16 protein-coding genes and 2 tRNA genes are annotated in these 16,421 nt (G+C 64.7%); 12 read left to right on the forward strand and 6 right to left on the reverse strand.

Annotation, left to right across the window (positions count from 1 at the left end):
* Positions 1–99 precede the first annotated feature (99 nt).
* The 10 genes from dnaN to E3O54_RS15410 all read left to right on the forward strand — a co-directional run bounded on the left by dnaN (position 100) and on the right by E3O54_RS15410 (position 9,652).
* Positions 100–1,248: a DNA polymerase III subunit beta gene (gene dnaN / locus E3O54_RS15365; protein WP_104100644.1), complete on the forward strand. Its 1,149-nt coding sequence runs from the start codon at positions 100–102 to the stop codon at positions 1,246–1,248.
* Between the two features lie 22 nt (positions 1,249–1,270).
* Positions 1,271–2,158, forward strand: a complete 888-nt coding sequence (gene gnd, locus E3O54_RS15370) for a phosphogluconate dehydrogenase (NAD(+)-dependent, decarboxylating) (protein WP_134401966.1) — start codon at positions 1,271–1,273, stop codon at positions 2,156–2,158.
* A gap of 5 nt (positions 2,159–2,163) precedes the next feature.
* Positions 2,164–3,351 carry a DNA replication/repair protein RecF gene (gene recF / locus E3O54_RS15375; RefSeq protein WP_134342737.1) on the forward strand — a complete coding sequence of 396 codons (1,188 nt, stop codon included), beginning with the start codon at positions 2,164–2,166 and terminating at the stop codon, positions 3,349–3,351.
* Positions 3,344–3,832, forward strand: coding sequence for a DUF721 domain-containing protein (locus E3O54_RS15380; protein WP_241976929.1), 489 nt, complete (start codon positions 3,344–3,346; stop codon positions 3,830–3,832). The genes recF and E3O54_RS15380 overlap by 8 nt, the downstream gene beginning before the upstream one ends.
* Before the next feature lie 121 nt (positions 3,833–3,953).
* Complete coding sequence (gene gyrB, locus E3O54_RS15385) at positions 3,954–5,930, forward strand: DNA topoisomerase (ATP-hydrolyzing) subunit B (protein WP_134401968.1); 1,977 nt, start codon at positions 3,954–3,956, stop codon at positions 5,928–5,930.
* Between the two features lie 49 nt (positions 5,931–5,979).
* On the forward strand, positions 5,980–8,538 hold the full coding sequence (gyrA, locus tag E3O54_RS15390; protein ID WP_104100675.1) for a DNA gyrase subunit A: 2,559 nt from the start codon (positions 5,980–5,982) through the stop codon (positions 8,536–8,538).
* Complete coding sequence (locus tag E3O54_RS15395; RefSeq protein WP_104100639.1) at positions 8,531–8,938, forward strand: DUF3566 domain-containing protein; 408 nt, start codon at positions 8,531–8,533, stop codon at positions 8,936–8,938. The genes gyrA and E3O54_RS15395 overlap by 8 nt, the downstream gene beginning before the upstream one ends.
* Positions 8,939–9,022: 84 nt before the next feature.
* Positions 9,023–9,096, forward strand: a tRNA-Ile gene (locus tag E3O54_RS15400).
* A 47-nt stretch (positions 9,097–9,143) separates the two neighbouring features.
* Positions 9,144–9,216, forward strand: a tRNA-Ala gene (locus E3O54_RS15405).
* A 106-nt stretch (positions 9,217–9,322) separates the two neighbouring features.
* Positions 9,323–9,652, forward strand: coding sequence for a hypothetical protein (locus tag E3O54_RS15410; protein WP_134401969.1), 330 nt, complete (start codon positions 9,323–9,325; stop codon positions 9,650–9,652).
* Between the two features lie 78 nt (positions 9,653–9,730).
* Here E3O54_RS15410 and E3O54_RS15415 read toward each other — a convergent pair whose 3' ends face one another.
* Entirely contained in the window at positions 9,731–10,270 is a 540-nt protein-coding gene (locus E3O54_RS15415; protein WP_104100637.1) for a hypothetical protein, read from the reverse strand.
* Positions 10,271–10,395: 125 nt separating this feature from the next.
* Here E3O54_RS15415 and E3O54_RS15420 point away from each other — a divergent pair, with 125 nt between their 5' ends.
* Positions 10,396–10,935 (forward strand): peptidylprolyl isomerase, encoded by a 540-nt coding sequence (locus tag E3O54_RS15420; RefSeq protein ID WP_104100636.1) that lies wholly within the window; start codon positions 10,396–10,398, stop codon positions 10,933–10,935.
* 12 nt (positions 10,936–10,947) lie between these two features.
* Positions 10,948–11,778, forward strand: a complete 831-nt coding sequence (locus E3O54_RS15425) for a rhomboid family intramembrane serine protease (RefSeq protein WP_104100635.1) — start codon at positions 10,948–10,950, stop codon at positions 11,776–11,778.
* A 355-nt stretch (positions 11,779–12,133) separates the two neighbouring features.
* Here the strand turns inward: E3O54_RS15425 and E3O54_RS15430 are convergent, their stop codons facing one another.
* The 5 genes from E3O54_RS15430 to E3O54_RS15450 all read right to left on the reverse strand — a co-directional run bounded on the left by E3O54_RS15430 (position 12,134) and on the right by E3O54_RS15450 (position 16,389).
* Positions 12,134–12,853: a glycosyltransferase family A protein gene (locus E3O54_RS15430; RefSeq protein WP_104100634.1), complete on the reverse strand. Its 720-nt coding sequence runs from the start codon at positions 12,851–12,853 to the stop codon at positions 12,134–12,136.
* Positions 12,850–14,232: a bifunctional PIG-L family deacetylase/class I SAM-dependent methyltransferase gene (locus E3O54_RS15435; protein WP_241976930.1), complete on the reverse strand. Its 1,383-nt coding sequence runs from the start codon at positions 14,230–14,232 to the stop codon at positions 12,850–12,852. Before E3O54_RS15435 ends, E3O54_RS15430 begins: the two co-directional genes overlap by 4 nt.
* Positions 14,229–15,305, reverse strand: a complete 1,077-nt coding sequence (locus tag E3O54_RS15440) for an acyl-CoA dehydrogenase (RefSeq protein ID WP_134401971.1) — start codon at positions 15,303–15,305, stop codon at positions 14,229–14,231. Before E3O54_RS15440 ends, E3O54_RS15435 begins: the two co-directional genes overlap by 4 nt.
* 76 nt (positions 15,306–15,381) lie before the next feature.
* Positions 15,382–15,876 (reverse strand): Dps family protein, encoded by a 495-nt coding sequence (locus E3O54_RS15445; RefSeq protein WP_104100631.1) that lies wholly within the window; start codon positions 15,874–15,876, stop codon positions 15,382–15,384.
* Between the two features lie 267 nt (positions 15,877–16,143).
* Entirely contained in the window at positions 16,144–16,389 is a 246-nt protein-coding gene (locus tag E3O54_RS15450) for a cell division protein CrgA (protein WP_104100630.1), read from the reverse strand.
* Positions 16,390–16,421 lie beyond the last annotated feature (32 nt).

A 16,421-nucleotide genomic window follows, 5' to 3' on the forward strand; every position in this document is an offset into this window, starting at 1 on the left:
CGACAACCTTGAGTGCTCGACGGTTGCAAAAATTTGCTCCGTGAAACACGGCTACCATTGAGGCCGTATCCAGGTCTCTAACCGAACAGGAGTGACTTCGTGAGATTTCAGGCCAACCGGGACGTCTTCAGTGAAGCCGTCTCTTTCGCTGTCAAGCTCCTTCCCCAGCGGACGACGCTGCCGATTTTGAGCGGTGTGCTGATTGAGGCGACGGCAACCGGGCTGATCCTCTCCTCGTTCGACTACGAGGTTTCCGCGCAAACTGAGATCGCCGCCGACGTCGAAGAAGTCGGCAAAGTTCTCGTCTCGGGACGACTCCTCGCCGACATCGCCAGTCGGATGCCCAACGCACCGGTGCGGTTCTCGACCAACGAATCCCGGATCACGGTCAGTTGTGGCAGTGCGAGTTTCACGTTGCTCTCCATGCCGGTTGAGGAATACCCGAGCATCCCGCAGGTCAGTGCGCAGTCCGGACTCGTGCCCGCCGAAGAGTTCTCGGCCGCTGTCGCCCAGGTGGCCGTGGCTGCCTCCCGTGACGATGTCACCCCCGTGATCACCGGCGTACAGCTGCAAGTCACGGAAAACAGCCTCAGCCTCGTGGCCACGGACCGGTACCGTGTTGCCGTGCGCGAGATCGATTGGGATAAAGGCAGCACCACGACCACCGACACCATCACGGCCCTGGTTCCGGCCCGCACTCTGCAGGAGGTCGGCAAGACGTTCGGTCACAGCGGCACGATTTCTATCGCGATCACCCACACCGACGACCGCGAGCTCATCGCCTTCACCGCCGATAAGAAAACCGTCACCTCCCTTCTGATCAAGGGAAACTATCCACCCGTGCGGCGCCTGTTCCCCGATAACGTGGACAACTACGCGGTCATGAACACGGCGGACCTGATCGAGGCGACCCGTCGAGTGCAGCTCGTCCTCGAGCGCGAAGCAGCCCTGAGGTTCACCTTCACCGCCGACGGTCTCACCCTCGAGGCGGTCGGATCGGAGCAGGCCCAGGCATCGGAGACGATCGACGCGATCCTGTCCGGCACGGACACGATCGTTTCGTTGAAACCTCAGTTTTTGCTGGACGGCCTGGGCGCGGTGCACTCGGAATTTGTGCGAATCTCTTTCACGAAGACCGAGAATCCTAACAAGCCGGGCCCGGTTCTGATCACCAGCCAGACCTCTCGGGATCAGCCGGGCGCCGACAGCTACAAGTACCTGCTCCAGCCCAACCTGCTGTTGCGCTAGACCAATCTCGAAAGGAACAGCCATGCACATCGGCATCATCGGCCTGGGGAAAATGGGCGCGAACATGCGCGACCGTCTGCGGGCCAATGGCGTCGAGGTCACTGGTTTCGACCGGAACCCCGAGATTTCGGACGTTGCCGGCACCGCTGAGCTGATTGCCGCGCTGCCGGCTCCGCGGCTTGTTTGGGTAATGGTCCCGGCCGGTGCCGCGACGGATGCCGTGATCGCCGAATTGGCCAATGAGCTTAGCGCCGGCGACCTTGTCATCGACGGTGGAAACTCGCGCTTCACCGATGACTTCGCCCATGCCGCCCTTCTGGCGGCATCGGGCGTGCATTACGTCGACGCCGGGGTTTCCGGGGGCGTGTGGGGGCTGACCAATGGATTCGGGCTGATGGTCGGTGGCGCCGCCGAGCAGGTCGAGCGCGCCATGCCCGTCTTCGACGCTCTGCGTCCCGAGGGCCCACGCGACGAGAGTTTCGTGCATGCCGGAGCGGTCGGCGCCGGGCATTACGCGAAGATGGTGCACAACGGAATCGAATATGCCCTCATGCAGTCATACGCCGAGGGCTATGAACTGCTGGAGAAGCGCAGTGACCTGATCACCGACGTTCCCGGCGTGTTCAAGGCCTGGCAGCGCGGCACCGTGGTGCGGTCCTGGCTGCTTGAACTTCTCGTGCGAGCCCTGGACGACGACCCGGAACTTCAGAACATCGAGGGTTTCGTCGAGGACTCCGGTGAGGGCCGCTGGGCCATCGAAGAGGCCATCAATAACGCGGTACCCGTACCGACGATCAGCGCGGCCATCTTCGCGCGGTTCGTGTCCCGGCAGGACGACTCCCCCGCGATGAAGGCTGTCGCGGCCCTGCGCAATCAGTTCGGCGGCCACGCCGTCAAAACAACTGACTGACCCGAGTGCGGGTCCAACACCTTTCTCTGACCGACTTTCGCAACTATGCGCAAGTCGAGGTGCCGTTCGCGCCGGGACCCAATCTGATCGTGGGCCGGAATGGGCAGGGAAAGACCAATCTCGTCGAGGCCCTGGGATTCCTCAGTACCCTCAGTTCGCACCGGGTCTCCAACACGTCCGCCATGATCAGGGCCGGTCGCGACGCCGGCATCATCCGGGCCAAGCTCGAGTTCAACGGCCGCGAGATCCTGACCGAGGTGCAGATCAACCGCTCGGGCTTGAACCGGGCCCAAGTCAACCGGTCGGTGATCAAGACTCGAGAACTCCCACGTTTTTTCTCCAGCGTGCTCTTCGCCCCTGAAGACCTGGCGCTGGTTCGGGGTGACCCGTCCGGGCGCCGGCGATTCCTCGACCAATTGCTCGTGCTGCGCACCCCCCGGCTTAGCGGGGTTCTGGCCGACTACGACCGGGTGCTGCGCCAGCGGAATACGCTTCTGAAGTCGGCGCGGGCCTCGGGGGTGCGCACCACCCAGCTTGGAACACTCGAGATCTGGGACGATCGCCTCGTTGCTCTCGGCTCCGAGATCATCGACGAGCGGGCCGAACTCGTTCGCCTGCTCGGGCCACCCCTGGGTGCTGCGTACCGGGCGGTCGCGGGGGAAGACCATGGGCCGATGCTGGTTCCATCGCTCAGCATCCTGGGTGCAGACGAGGATGCAGCGATGGAGGCGATGGCCTCGACGGGCTCGGTTCCCACCGGTTCGGTTTCGTCAGCCTCGGTTTCGACAGGATCGACCACCGGGGACTCGTTTCGCACGGCACTGGCCGCCCTTCGTCGCAAGGAGCTCGACCGGGGTATGACCCTGGTCGGACCGCATCGGGACGACCTGGTCTTCGCGCTCAATGCACTGCCCGCCAAGGGCTATGCCAGCCATGGTGAGTCGTGGTCGTTCGCCCTCGCCCTGAAACTCGCCTCGGCCGAGCTGCTGCGCCGGGACTCGACGACGGGCGACCCGGTCCTGATCCTCGACGACGTCTTCGCCGAACTGGATCTGAGCCGCCGGAGACGTCTGGCCGCCGCCGTCACCGGTTTCGAACAGGTCCTGATCACCGCGGCGGTGCTCGAAGACGTGCCGGAAGAACTCACCGAGCACACCATCCACATCCATGCCGGGGCGGTCGTCGATGGCTGAGCCGAGCGAGGCCTCCCGGGTCTACCTGCGCTTCAAGGATGTATTCGGTGACCCAAACGCCAAGCGCAGCCGCGCCCGACGGCGTCCTGGAGCCGAAATCGGCTCGAGCGTTCCGTTCGGTGCGGGCCGGGATCCTCGGGGACTGAGCGATACGATCAACTCGCTCACGCTGCAGCTGGGTTGGAATTCACCACTGGCCCAATCGGAGCTGCTTGCTTCCTGGACCCTGCTGGCCGGCGAGGAGACGTCGAAACACTCGACCCCGGTCGGAATCGACGAGGGCGTTCTGACGGTGCAGTGCGAGTCGACGGCCTGGGCGACGCAGCTGCGCATGATGCGGGTGGAGATAATGACGCATATCGCCGTGCAGTATCCGGACGCAGGCATCGAGTCGATCCGTTTTCAAGGACCTAACGCCCCCTCTTGGAAAAAGGGTCCCAGATCAATTCCAGGGCGCGGTCCACGCGATACCTATGGGTAACTGGACAAAACAGGTCAACACGGTGCATTAAACGCCGCAGATGCCCGATTTGGCCCGCAGTGCTTGGCGTCTTTGGTAGGCTAAAGGGTCGCCCGCGCGACGGTCAGGAGCCCCATTACAGATGTCAGTTGACCCACAGATCGAGCCGGAGCACGGATACGGCGCAGACGATATCCAAGTTCTCGAGGGACTTGAAGCCGTTCGTAAACGACCCGGAATGTATATCGGGTCCACCGGACCTCGCGGTCTGCATCACCTCGTCTACGAGATCGTGGACAACTCAGTCGACGAGGCCCTCGCCGGTTATTGCGACACCATCGACATTAAGATCCTGACGGATGGCGCGGTTCGCGTCGCCGACAACGGCCGAGGAATTCCGGTCGACATTCACAAGGCGGAGGGCCGCTCGACCGTCGAGGTCGTGCTCACCGTGCTGCACGCCGGAGGCAAGTTCGGCGGCGGAGGGTACGCGGTGTCCGGCGGTCTGCACGGCGTGGGCAGCTCGGTTGTCAACGCGCTGTCCAGCCGCCTCGAGGTGGAGGTACGCCGTCAGGGTCACGTCTGGCGCCAGAGCTTCCACGACGGCGTGCCCAACGCTCCCCTCACCATGGACGAGCCGTCGGATGCAACCGGCACCACCATCACGTTCTGGCCAAGTTCGGAGACCTTTGAGACCACGGACTTCGACTTCGAGACTCTGCGAGCCCGCTTCCAGCAGATGGGCTTCCTGAATAAGGGACTCAGCCTCACGCTCACCGACGAGCGCCCGCAGAACCTCGACGACGAGGGCACGCCGGTCACCAGGACCTTCCTCTACGAGAACGGCCTTGTCGACTACGTCGAATATCTCAACCGGGCCAAGAAAGCCGACCTGGTCAACGACGAGATCATCTCGTTCGAGTGGGAAGATCACGAACGCAAGATGGCGCTTGAAGTGGCCATGCAGTGGACCACCGCCTACACCGAGAGCGTGCACACCTACGCGAACACGATCAACACCCACGAGGGAGGCACCCACGAGGAGGGCTTCCGCGCCGCGCTCACCACCCTCGTCAACAAATACGCCCGGGAAAAGGGCATCCTGAAGGAAAAAGACGACAACCTCACTGGTGACGACGTGCGCGAGGGCCTGACCGCCGTGGTCTCGATCAAGCTCGCCGAACCGCAGTTCGAGGGACAGACGAAGACCAAGCTGGGCAACACCGAGGCGAAGTCCTTCGTGCAGAAGGTCGCCAACGACCAGCTATCCGACTGGTTCAACCGCAACCCCAACCCGGCGCGGGAAATTATCCGCAAGGCGCTTCAAGCTTCGAACGCACGGATGGCCGCCCGCAAAGCGCGAGAGACCGCCCGGCGCAAGGGACTCCTCGAGGGTGGCGGCATGCCCGGCAAGCTTAAGGACTGCCAGAGCAAGGACCCATCGCTTTCCGAGATCTTCATCGTGGAGGGTGACTCGGCCGGCGGATCCGCCGTGCAGGGCCGCAACCCCGAGTTCCAGGCGATTCTGCCCCTGCGGGGCAAGATCCTGAACGTGGAGAAGGCCCGGCTCGACCGTGCCCTCGGCAACGCCGAGGTTCAGGCCATGATCACGGCCTTCGGCGCCGGCATGGGCGAAGAGTTCAACCCCGACAAGGTGCGGTACCACAAGATCGTTTTGATGGCCGACGCCGATGTCGACGGCCAGCACATCACGACCCTGCTGCTCACATTGCTCTTCCGGTATATGCGGCCACTTATCGATCTCGGATATGTCTACCTGGCCCAGCCGCCGTTGTACCGCCTCAAATGGGCGAACTCGGCACACGAGTACGTCTACTCCGACCGAGAGCGCGACGCGCTCCTCGAAGACGGAGCCGCGGCCGGCAAGCGCATTCCGAAGGACAACGGGATCCAGCGCTACAAGGGTCTGGGCGAGATGGACTACAAGGAGCTGTGGGAAACCACGATGGCACCCGAGTCCCGCACTCTGCTGCAGGTCACCCTCGACGATGCTGCCGCCGCCGACGAAATCTTCTCCACTTTGATGGGCGAAGACGTCGAGTCCCGCCGTAACTTCATCCAGAAGAACGCGAAGGACGTGCGTTTCCTTGACATCTGACCACTCCAACACCGGCGGCACCTCGGGCGAGGGCCCCGACGGGACCGACATGGACGCCGCGTCCGTGGCAGCAGACACCGCGGCCAAGGCTGCGCACCTCGTGCAGCACGGCAAGATCGATCAGGTCGACCTGCAGCTGGAAATGCAACGCTCCTACCTCGACTACGCGATGAGCGTCATCGTCGGGCGCGCGCTGCCCGACGTGCGCGACGGCATGAAGCCCGTGCACCGTCGCGTCATCTACGCTATGTTCGACGGCGGCTACCGTCCGGACAAGGCGTTCTCCAAGTGTGCTCGCGTGGTGGGCGACGTGATGGGGCAGTTTCACCCCCACGGTGACTCCTCGATCTACGACGCGCTCGTGCGCCTCGTGCAGCCTTGGAGCCTTCGTTATCCGCTGGCCCTCGGGCAAGGCAACTTCGGCTCCCCCGGCAACGACGGCGCCGCAGCCCCACGGTACACCGAAACGAAGATGGCCCCGCTCGCTCTCGAGATGGTGCGCGACATCGACGAGGACACCGTCGATTTCCAGGACAACTACGACGGCCGCACACTCGAGCCCACCGTATTGCCCTCCCGCTTCCCTAACCTGCTGGTCAACGGCTCGGTCGGCATCGCCGTGGGTATGGCCACAAACATCCCGCCGCACAACCTGCGCGAGGTGGCGGCCGGCGCCCTGTGGTACCTGCAGAACCCCGACGCGACCCGCGATGAACTGCTCGAAGCGCTGATCCAGCGCATCAAGGGCCCCGACTTCCCCACCGGCGCTCAGATCCTCGGCATCAAGGGCATCCAGGATGCCTATCGCACCGGCCGTGGTTCCATCACCATGCGTGCCGTGGTGAGCATCGAGGAGCTCCAGGGTCGCACCTGCCTGGTGATCACCGAGCTGCCCTACCAGGTCAACCCGGACAACCTCGCGATCAAGATCGCCGACCTGGTCAAGGACGGCAAGATCGGCGGCATCGCCGACATCCGTGACGAAACCAGTGGCCGCACGGGCCAGCGCCTTGTGATCGTTCTCAAGCGCGACGCGGTGGCGAAGGTCGTGCTGAACAACCTCTACAAGCACACCCAGCTGCAGGAGAACTTCGGCGCGAACATGTTGGCCATCGTCGACGGGGTGCCGCGCACCCTGTCCCTCGACGGCTTCATTAACGCGTGGGTCGCCCATCAGGTCGAGGTCATCGTGCGGCGCACCCAGTTCCGCCTGAAGAAAGCCGAAGCGGATGCGCACATCCTGCGCGGCTATCTCAAGGCCCTCGACGCCCTCGACGAGGTGATCGCCCTCATCCGTCGCTCCCCCACCGTCGACGACGCTCGTACCGGCCTGATGGAACTGCTGGACGTGGACAAGCTCCAGGCCGATGCGATCCTGACCATGCAGCTGCGACGTCTAGCTGCTCTGGAACGTCAGAAGATCATCGATCAGGCTGCCGAGTTGGAACTGCAGATCGTGGAGTTCCAGTCAATCTTGGCCAGCCCGGAGCGTCAGCGCACCATCATCAGCGATGAGCTCACCGAGATCACCGACAAGTTCGGCGACGACCGGCGCACCGAGATCATGTTCGGCTTCGACGGTGACATGTCGATCGAGGACCTCATCCCCGAAGAGGAGATGGTGGTCACGGTTACCCGCGGCGGCTACATCAAGCGCACGCGCAGTGACAATTACCGCAATCAGCACCGCGGCGGCAGGGGTGTCAAGGGAGCCCAGCTGCGGGCGGACGACGTGGTCGAGCACTTCTTCGTCACGACCACGCACCACTGGCTGCTGTTCTTCACGAACACCGGACGCGTCTACCGGGCCAAGGCCTACGAAGCGCAGGAATCCGGCCGGGACGCGAAGGGCCAGCACGTCGCCAACCTACTGGCGCTGCAGCCGGGTGAGGAGATCGCGCAGATCCTGGACATTCGCGACTACGGCGTGGCTCAGTACCTGACGCTTGCGACCCGCGACGGCCTGATTAAGAAGACCGAGCTGCGCGAATACGACACGAACCGCACGGGCGGCATCATCGCGATCAAGCTGCGCGAGGGCGACGAACTTGTCTCGGCCCTGCTGGTCGAAAACGACTCCGACCTGCTGCTCGTCTCCAAAAAAGGAATGTCGATCCGGTTCACGGCGTCGGATGAGGCGTTGCGCCCGATGGGACGCAGCACCTCCGGCGTCATCGGAATGCACTTTCGTGGCGAGGACAGCCTGCTGGACGCATCCGTGGTCTCGGGCGACGGCTATGTGTTCGTCGTGACCGAGGGCGGTTACGCCAAGCGCACCGCAGCCGACCAGTACCGCCTCCAGAACCGAGGCGGCCTGGGCATCAAGGTGGCCAAGCTCAACGACGACCGTGGCGACCTGGTGGGTTCGTTGATCGTCGACGAGGAAGACGAGGTGCTCGTGGTACTTGCCAGCGGCAAGGTGGTACGCTCTGACGTCTCCGAAGTCCCGGCCAAGGGACGGGACACAATGGGCGTTGTTTTCGCTAAGTTTGCGGATGAAGACAGAATCATCGCCATTGCGAAAAACACCGAGCGCAATCTGGTGGCCGAGATTCTCGCGGCCGAACCGGAAAACGCCTTGGGAGAGGAAGAACCTGTAAATGAGTAGTGTCGCCGAAAAGCTCGCCAAGAAATCCAGCCGCAAGCCGGCCGCGACCAAGCAGGTGCGGCTCAAGCTCGTCTACGTGGATTTCTGGTCGGCTGTCAAACTGTCTTTCCTGATCGCTCTGTGCCTGGGCATCGTCACGATCGTGGCCACGTTCCTGATCTTTACGATCCTGAACGGAACGGGCATCTTCGGCAAGGTCGATGACCTCTACACCGATATCGCCGGCGCCTCGTCCGATCTGGCCAGTATCCTGTCCATCGGGAACGTGATGGGCTTCGCCTTCGTCGTGGCCATCTTGAACACGGTCGTCATCACTGCGCTGGGAGCCGTGTACGCGGTTCTGTACAACCTGAGTGTGAAAATCACCGGCGGCTTGCTCGTCGGATTCACCAACAACTAGTCGTCGGATGTCGCTGGTCGGGTCGCTTTGCGGCTCGATTGGGACAATCCCGCCGAATCGGGTAGTCTCAAACCTGCCCATTAGGGGGATATAGCTCAGTTGGTTAGAGCGCTTCGCTGATAACGAAGAGGTCCCAGGTTCAAATCCCGGTATCCCCACGCAAGAAAAGTTTTGACACCGCGGCATGCAATCCCTGTAATCATGCGGGGCCATAGCTCAATTGGTAGAGCGCCTGCTTTGCAAGCAGGAGGTCCGGGGTTCGATTCCCCGTGGCTCCACAAGGAAGAACGCCCGGCCCCTTTCTTTGGGGCCGGGCGTTCTCCATTTATCGGCCCTCAGTCACTTTCGCACAGCTTCAGCCTGCGATTTGGTACGGTGAGGCGCATGTCAGCCAGCAACCGCCCCGCACCAGCCGCCGCAATGCCGCCCTCCCGGCCCACGGCCGACAGGCTCGCGATCACGGCCCTCTGGATGGGCATTGTGGCCTTCGCCGGCGGCTGGCTCCCGGTTCTCGGCCTGTTGCTCGCGATCGTAGGGAGTGTGCTCGGCATTATCGCGCTGCGGCGCTCGAATCGCCGGGAGCTGGCACAGATCGGGCTGATCCTCTCGATCGTCGCTGCGCTGTTCAATGTGGTCATCGACGTGATTGTCGTCATGTCGATTCTGACGCAGCTCGAAGAACTCGAGGGTGCCTCGACGACTCTTCTCGGCTGAGCCGGCAACCCGAAAAAAAAAGGGGAGGGCCCGCATCCCCTGGATGCGGGCCCTCCCCTGGTGTTGCGGTGCTGCGGTCTAGTCTTCGACTGACGTGGCGGCGGCGGGATCATCTTCAGCGACCCACAGCTCGTCGTCGGCGCGGAAGGTCTGCCAGACGGCGTAGGCGACGCCTGCGGCGGCGGCCAGGGCAACGCCGAGTGCGATGTAGGTGCCGGCGCCAGGACCCTTGTTCTCTAGCACTACAGGCTTCTGGAACCGCACGCGGTTCAGTGCCGCACGAACGCGGGCGTCGCGGGCAACGTCCCCGACGCTCATCACCGAGCCGATGGCCGTGCCGATTCCGCTGCCGATTCCGGGCAACACCCGGTCGATGACCTGGTGGCGAACACCTTCGGCGAGATCCTGAGTGGCCTGCACTCCAGGGCGCAAAAGGTGCTCATAGCTTTCACGCACGCGCGGAGCTACTTCCTCACGGGTGAGGATGCCGGCCTGGCGGCTGGCCTCCCTTGCAATGGCGTTGGCACGCTCGAGCACTTCCTGCTGGTTGTTCCATAATTCGTCTGCGCTCTTACGCAGCCGAGTAAGTTCCTTGCGGCGCTTGCGTGACAGGCTCATCTGGACCCTCCATCGATGTCATGTGGCGAACACTGTCCATCTTGCCACGCAATCGTCTGGGAGGGCTCTGGGTGGAGCCGGTGTTGATCGGAATCCACTAATCCGGCTGTGCAAGAATTGAGTCCATGTCTAAGCACACCGCCGTCGCAACGCTCAATACCACCCTCGGACCGATCAAGGTCAACCTCTTCGGCAATCACGCGCCGAAGACCGTCAAGAACTTCGTCGGTCTCGCAACCGGCGAGATCGAGTGGAAGCACCCCGCCACCGGTCAAACCTCCAACGCACCTCTCTACGACGGTACGGTCTTCCACCGCATCATCAAGGACTTCATGATCCAGGCCGGCGACCCGCTCGGCCAGGGCACCGGTGGACCGGGCTACCAGTTCGACGATGAAATCAACTCGGACCTCGACTTCACACAGCCGTACGTGCTCGCAATGGCGAACGCCGGTATCCAGGGCGGACGCGGAACCAACGGTTCGCAGTTCTTCATCACCGTCGTGCCGACGACTTGGCTGCAGGGCAAGCACACCATCTTCGGTGCCGTCGAAGACGAGGAGTCCCGTGCGATCGTCGCCAAGCTCGCGACCGTGCCCACCGACGGCCGCGACCGTCCGCAGACCGAAGTCGTCATCGAGAGCGTCACCGTCGAGCAGGTCTAGGCTCCGCCTACGATGACAGGCCTGCCCGGAACCGCCGCTAACTTCTGCTACCGGCATCCGGGCAGGCAGAGTTACATCCTCTGCCAGCGCTGCGGCCGCACAATCTGCCCTGACTGCCAGACTCAGGGCGCCGTCGGCGTGATCTGCCCCGAGTGCATGAACGAACAGCGCAGGAATGCCCCGCGCACCAAGCCGGCCATCCTGACCCGGCTGAAGAGCACCTCGCACCCGGTGACCACAGTGATCATCGGCGTCACACTGGCGATATACCTGCTGCAGTTCATCCTGGGTGCTGGTTTCACCAGCCTCCTCTGGTACGCGGGCGTTTACTCCTCTCCCGGGAGCTTTGAGCCCTGGCGCATGCTGACGAGCGTGCTCGTGCACGGCTCCATCTTCCACGTACTGCTGAACATGTACACGCTCTGGATCTTCGGTCAGATCCTTGAGGGAATGCTCGGTCGTGGCCGTTTCCTCGCCCTGTACGTGCTGAGCGGCCTCGCCGGATCCCTGGGCGTCCTGTTCCTGTCCGACCCCCGGATTCCCGTTGTCGGCGCCTCCGGCGCCATCTTCGGCCTGATGGGCGCGTTCCTGATCATCCAGCGACGCCTGGGCGGCAACGCGACCCAGCTTTTGATCTTGGTCGGCATCAACCTGGTGATCGGATTCCTACCGGGGCTGAATGTGGCCTGGCAGGCGCACGTGGGCGGTCTGATCGCTGGTGCGGTGGTCGGGCTGATCTTCGTGCAGACCCGCCGCATCAAGCAGCAGCGGCTGCAGACCGTGCTGATAACGACTTTCGGGGCGTTTCTGGTGGTCGTCAGCGGTGCGATGTTCCTGACCTAGCTCGCCGAGTGAGCCCCGATTGCCCGGGGCAATGTGGGTTCGCGGAGGGTGGCGGAGAAGGTTGTTCCCGATACCGACGCAGGCGCGCATGGGACCGCGGGGCGGGCGGTACGTGCGGCCCAACCGCCGTGTCTGTCGAGCCCGAGGCCTGCAGCTACTCTGCCCGAACGAATTCGACGGAGATTCTTCTCTAAACAGCCCGTTTGAGCTGAGGAACAGGTGTTTGACCCAGAATCTCCGTCGAATTGGTTCGACGCCGGGCACGGCGCTCCGCCGGGGATGAACGCGTGCCCGCAGTGCGGTCAGCCCGCGACCTTCCGGGAGCGACACAACCAAACGATGAGAACTCACTCCCCTAGGAAGTGGCTTCGGCCGCCTGATCACGCAGATAGCCGGCGAATCCTTCTGGAGTGCGCCCGGCGAGGCGACCGGAGGTAACAACGGGGATCAGTTCGGTGCGAATCTCGCTCACCCTGAGACTACGCAGGGCGGAGACCAGCCGCACGTCCTCATGCCCGTCGACGCGCGCGAATTCTCCGGCGTGCAAATACCGGTCGGCGCGCACTCCGAGGTTCGCACCGTGCACATAGGTGTGGCCCTCGACCAGGCGGTGCTGGGCGTCCCACCGTTCCCTGCCTCCGTCGGACAACCCGTCGTCGGGAACCACGGTTCCGAGGACGAGATCGATGGAGTTGCGGGCGAATGCGAGCTGAACGGTCAGCCAGTTCGGCGGCACAGCGGAGTCGGCATCCGTCGTCGCGATCCACGTCGCCGAGGTGAACCGGTCAGAGGTCGGCACAAGGTGCCGCACCCCGGCGCGGCGGGCAACGCCGACGGCGCCACCGTTCGTCTGGATGCTCGCGAATATCGGCCACTCCGAGGCGACGTCGGCTGTACCATCGCTGCACCGGTCGAGCACGACCACGACGTCGATGACCGGCGGCGCCTGACCGGCCACCCCGCCGACCTCTCCGACGGCCACGGCCAATGCCGACAGGCATCTCGGCAGGAGCTCCTCCTCATTGCGGGCCGGTACCACGACGATGATTCTGTCGATCGCGCCGCGGCCGCTCACGGAACCAGGCCTTCACGTTGTGCGACCGAGCGAGCCGGCGCGGCTTCGAACACCTCGAGCAGGAAGTCGCGTTCCCGATGCTCAACCGTGCGCTCGAACCCGGCCAGCCTGCCGAGTTCTGCGTGCACCTGGTCGCCGGTCAGTGGATATTCCGGCACGGAATGCCGCCAGTGGCAGGCCACGAGCACACCACCGGCAGCAAGGCTGTCGCGGCATCGCCCGAGAACCGCTCGCAATTCCTCCGCCGAGAAGTAGTACCCGACCTCGGAGAACACGATGAGATCGAAGGAGCCCTCCGGCCACTCGGTGGGCAGGGTGAGCCGTGCGAAAGTGACGCTGGGGCGTGACACCAGCCGGGCGCGGGCGACCTGGAGCGGCTGCTCGGCGATGTCGACCGCGGCGACAGTGTCGCACCGGTCGGCAAGACCAGCCGTCAGCATGCCGATCGAGCAGCCCAGTTCCAGCGCCGCTCGGTAGCGTTTCCGAGGCAGCGCCGACAGGGTCAGTGACCGCTTGCGCTCCTCGTACCAGCGAGTTTCGAAACTCCACGGGTCACGGTTCCCGGCGTAGAACTCCTCAAAGAAATCCCCGGCCAGACTCGCTCTATTCCCCGACTCTTTCTCAGTTTCGATCTCGATGAAAATCTCATACTCGCGTTCGAAGTGCGCACCGAAGGCCGCCTGGATGATCGCTTCGTCGCCGGGCAGCTCGGACAGCGGCTGCACCTGACTGATATGCAGAGCCATTGCCCTAGATTTACGCCGACGGTCTTCGGGCGCCAGGTCAAGGGTTCGCAGCACGCCGTCCGACCAGATCGGGTCCCCCGGGGTGGACCAGTGCCAGGCCCAAATCGGGTATTCGAAGAGGCTGACACCTCGGCCGCGGGCCGCGTGGCGGGCGGCCTCGGCCGCCGCCGCATGGTCAGGATGGCCGTCCAGGCTCCAGGGGGCGACCAACCAGGTTCCCGGCCCGCCGGCCCCGAGTTCAACGGAAATCGCCCGGGACGCCTCCTCCGGGCGCTCGGCGAGGGATCCGTCGGGGAGCTCGACCAGGCGCACCAGGGCCGTGGGCGCCAGGGCGGTGACGGCAGCCGTCACCTCAACCCGGCGCAATTCCGCAAGCCGCCCGGGGTCGTGCGTACGGGACCGGGGATGGGAGGCCTCACCATTGGTGAGCACCACAACCGTCACCGGAACTCCGGCTCCCCCGGCCCGGGCGATCAGCCCGCCGGCACCGAGCGTTTCGTCGTCGGGATGCGACGCGACCACGACGAGTCGGCGCAATTCGTCGATGCGCAGTGCCTGCACGCCGGCCGCATCACCGTGCACCGCCGTCCACACGGTTTCGGCCGTGCCAGCATCCGTGTGACTGAAGCTCACCACGGGGATACCCCGGCGTCCCGTAGTCGGCGGCCGAGCGCCGCGTCGTCCCGTTCGGCGTGGTGCTGGCGAACGTAGAGCTGCAGATCGGCGATGCGCCCAGCGTGCCGAGCGTCGAAGGCGAGCGGCGCGGGGCCGAGCGCGTGGCCCGTGCGGGTGATCACCTCGTCGACCGTGCGCGCGACCTGGCCGCGCACCCGCGCTGCCAGGAGTGCGCCCTGGTCGCCGACGGCGTCCCCGGCGTCGATCGCCGCCGCGGCGGCAGCCAGGGAGGTCCCGGCGGCGGTCAGTGCGAGGTCGAGGGCGCCCAGGTGCGCGAGCGCGATCTGATCGGGCTCTCGCTCGAGTACGGACTCCCAGACCCGCCTGGCCAGACCCACGGCGCCACCCCACCAGCAGGCCGCGACGCCGATCCCGCCCCAGGCGAAGCCCGGTCTGCGGAGGTACCAGCCGTCGTCGCCGACCGGCTGGGCCATAGTGCCTCGGAACTCGACCGGTCCGCTCGGCACGGCGGGGAGCCCTCGGCTCACCCAGGCGTCCGTGCGGACGGTGATGCCGGGGTCGGCCAGGTCGACCACGAACAGCCGCTGGGTGGTGGCCGCGGTGTTCGCCGTGACCAGGGCGTGGCTGAGCGAGCCGGCGAGCGAGCACCAGGGTTTCGTGCCGTCGAGACGCCACCGTGCGCCGCCGACCGGTCTCGCCTCGAGACGAGACCCCGCGGCCTCGGCGGCGAAGACGCCCCAGCTCGGTTCCGGGCTGCCCCCCGCGACGAGCCCGGCCGGATGCAGGGCGGCCTGGTCGAGGATGGCGAGGGCGTCCAGGTGCGCCTCGGCTACCCGCGCGGCCGTGAGGTCCGCGGCGGCCAGGGAAGCCAGGGTTTCAAGCAGGCGCAGCGTTCGCCCTGACCCTGGTCGGGGAACGGAGCCGCCGAGCGCGCGGGAGAGCTCCAGGGCCCGCCCCGCGTCTCCGTTCACTGCGAAGGCAGCCGTTGCGGCGTCGCGCAGGCTGGACTCCGCCGTGCGTTTCCCGGGCACGGTCAGCCAGGTCGGTCCCGGACTTTCTATCCTCGTCAAACCGACCGCCTGGTTTGGTACCGACCACACCAGGCTCCGTGTGCAGGTGCGTGAAACAGGAGGCGCAGCTTCCGACTCAGGCCCTGCCGGCTGGCCTGGTCGGGGCCTTGGCCGGCGCCTTGCGCGGGGTGCGGTTCTCGGCGCTGACCATCCAGGCGTACTGTTCCAGCTTCTCGATAAAGCCGTGCAGGATGTCGGCGCTCGTCGGGTCTTCCTCGTCGACCGCGTCGTGAACGGCACGGATGTTGTCGACCGCCGCGTCGAGGCGTTCGGTGACCAGGCCGACGGTCTCCGAGGTGTCCACCTCTCCGGCGGGGAACTTGGGCAGGTGGGTGGTCGCCGTGACCGTCTCGCTTCGGCCGTCCGGCAGGGCGTCGAGCGCGCGCATCCGCTCGGCCAGCTGGTCGGTGAATAGTCGGGCATCGTCGATGATCTCGTCGAGCTGGAGGTGCAGGTCCCGGAAGTTCTTGCCCACGACGCTCCAGTGCGCCTGCTTGCCTTGCACGTGCAGCTCGATCAGGTCGACGAGAACGGACTGAAGGTTGGAGCCGAGTTCTGCTGATGCTTTCATGAGTTACGCCTCTTCTCACACAGCGGAAACACGTCTCGACCGCGTCTCGGCCGGTGCCCCCGCTTGGTTTCACACAGCACCTTAGCAGGTGCACAATGTGAGACACAGTGCCGGGATTCAGCGAGCGGTTCGGCCGCGGTCGCCTCCCGGAAAAGTTATCCACAGGTTTGTCCACATGGGGATAATTACACCGTTGTCATTATCCCGTCGCGGGGGTGCGGGACGGGGTCTCGACAGGTGTGACAACCGGGCCGGATAAGGGCGGGATCAGCGCCAGCGGGTGGTCATCAGGAAGCCGACGAAGGCGATCCCGAAACCGACCAGAATGTTCCACGACCCGAAACCAGCGACGGGCAGCGTTCCCTGGCTCACGTAGAAGACGATGATCCAGGCCAGCCCGATGAGCATGAAACCGAACATCACCGGCTTGAACCACACGGCGTTCGGACCGGCCTCGCCGGAGCGGGCGACCTCGGTGCGGGCGGGCTTGCTGCGGGGATTCGAGCGTGACATGCCTGCGATTCTAGCGTCTTTGGCTGGATCGA

This window comes from Cryobacterium sp. TMT2-4 (assembly GCF_004402575.1).
Classification (GTDB): Bacteria; Actinomycetota; Actinomycetes; order Actinomycetales; family Microbacteriaceae; genus Cryobacterium; species Cryobacterium sandaracinum.

Bases quoted from the DNA above. Each gene is read 5' to 3' on its own strand.
- gnd (WP_134401966.1), top strand. From the start codon at position 1,271: ATGCACATCGGCATCATCGGCCTGGGGAAAATGGGCGCGAACATGCGC.
- E3O54_RS15380 (WP_241976929.1), top strand. From the start codon at position 3,344: ATGGCTGAGCCGAGCGAGGCCTCCCGGGTCTACCTGCGCTTCAAGGAT.
- gyrB (WP_134401968.1), top strand. From the start codon at position 3,954: ATGTCAGTTGACCCACAGATCGAGCCGGAGCACGGATACGGCGCAGAC.
- gyrA (WP_104100675.1), top strand. From the start codon at position 5,980: ATGGACGCCGCGTCCGTGGCAGCAGACACCGCGGCCAAGGCTGCGCAC.
- E3O54_RS15395 (WP_104100639.1), top strand. From the start codon at position 8,531: ATGAGTAGTGTCGCCGAAAAGCTCGCCAAGAAATCCAGCCGCAAGCCG.
- E3O54_RS15410 (WP_134401969.1), top strand. From the start codon at position 9,323: ATGTCAGCCAGCAACCGCCCCGCACCAGCCGCCGCAATGCCGCCCTCC.
- E3O54_RS15415 (WP_104100637.1), bottom strand. From the start codon at position 10,270: ATGAGCCTGTCACGCAAGCGCCGCAAGGAACTTACTCGGCTGCGTAAG.
- E3O54_RS15420 (WP_104100636.1), top strand. From the start codon at position 10,396: ATGTCTAAGCACACCGCCGTCGCAACGCTCAATACCACCCTCGGACCG.
- E3O54_RS15425 (WP_104100635.1), top strand. From the start codon at position 10,948: ATGACAGGCCTGCCCGGAACCGCCGCTAACTTCTGCTACCGGCATCCG.
- E3O54_RS15445 (WP_104100631.1), bottom strand. From the start codon at position 15,876: ATGAAAGCATCAGCAGAACTCGGCTCCAACCTTCAGTCCGTTCTCGTC.
- E3O54_RS15450 (WP_104100630.1), bottom strand. From the start codon at position 16,389: ATGTCACGCTCGAATCCCCGCAGCAAGCCCGCCCGCACCGAGGTCGCC.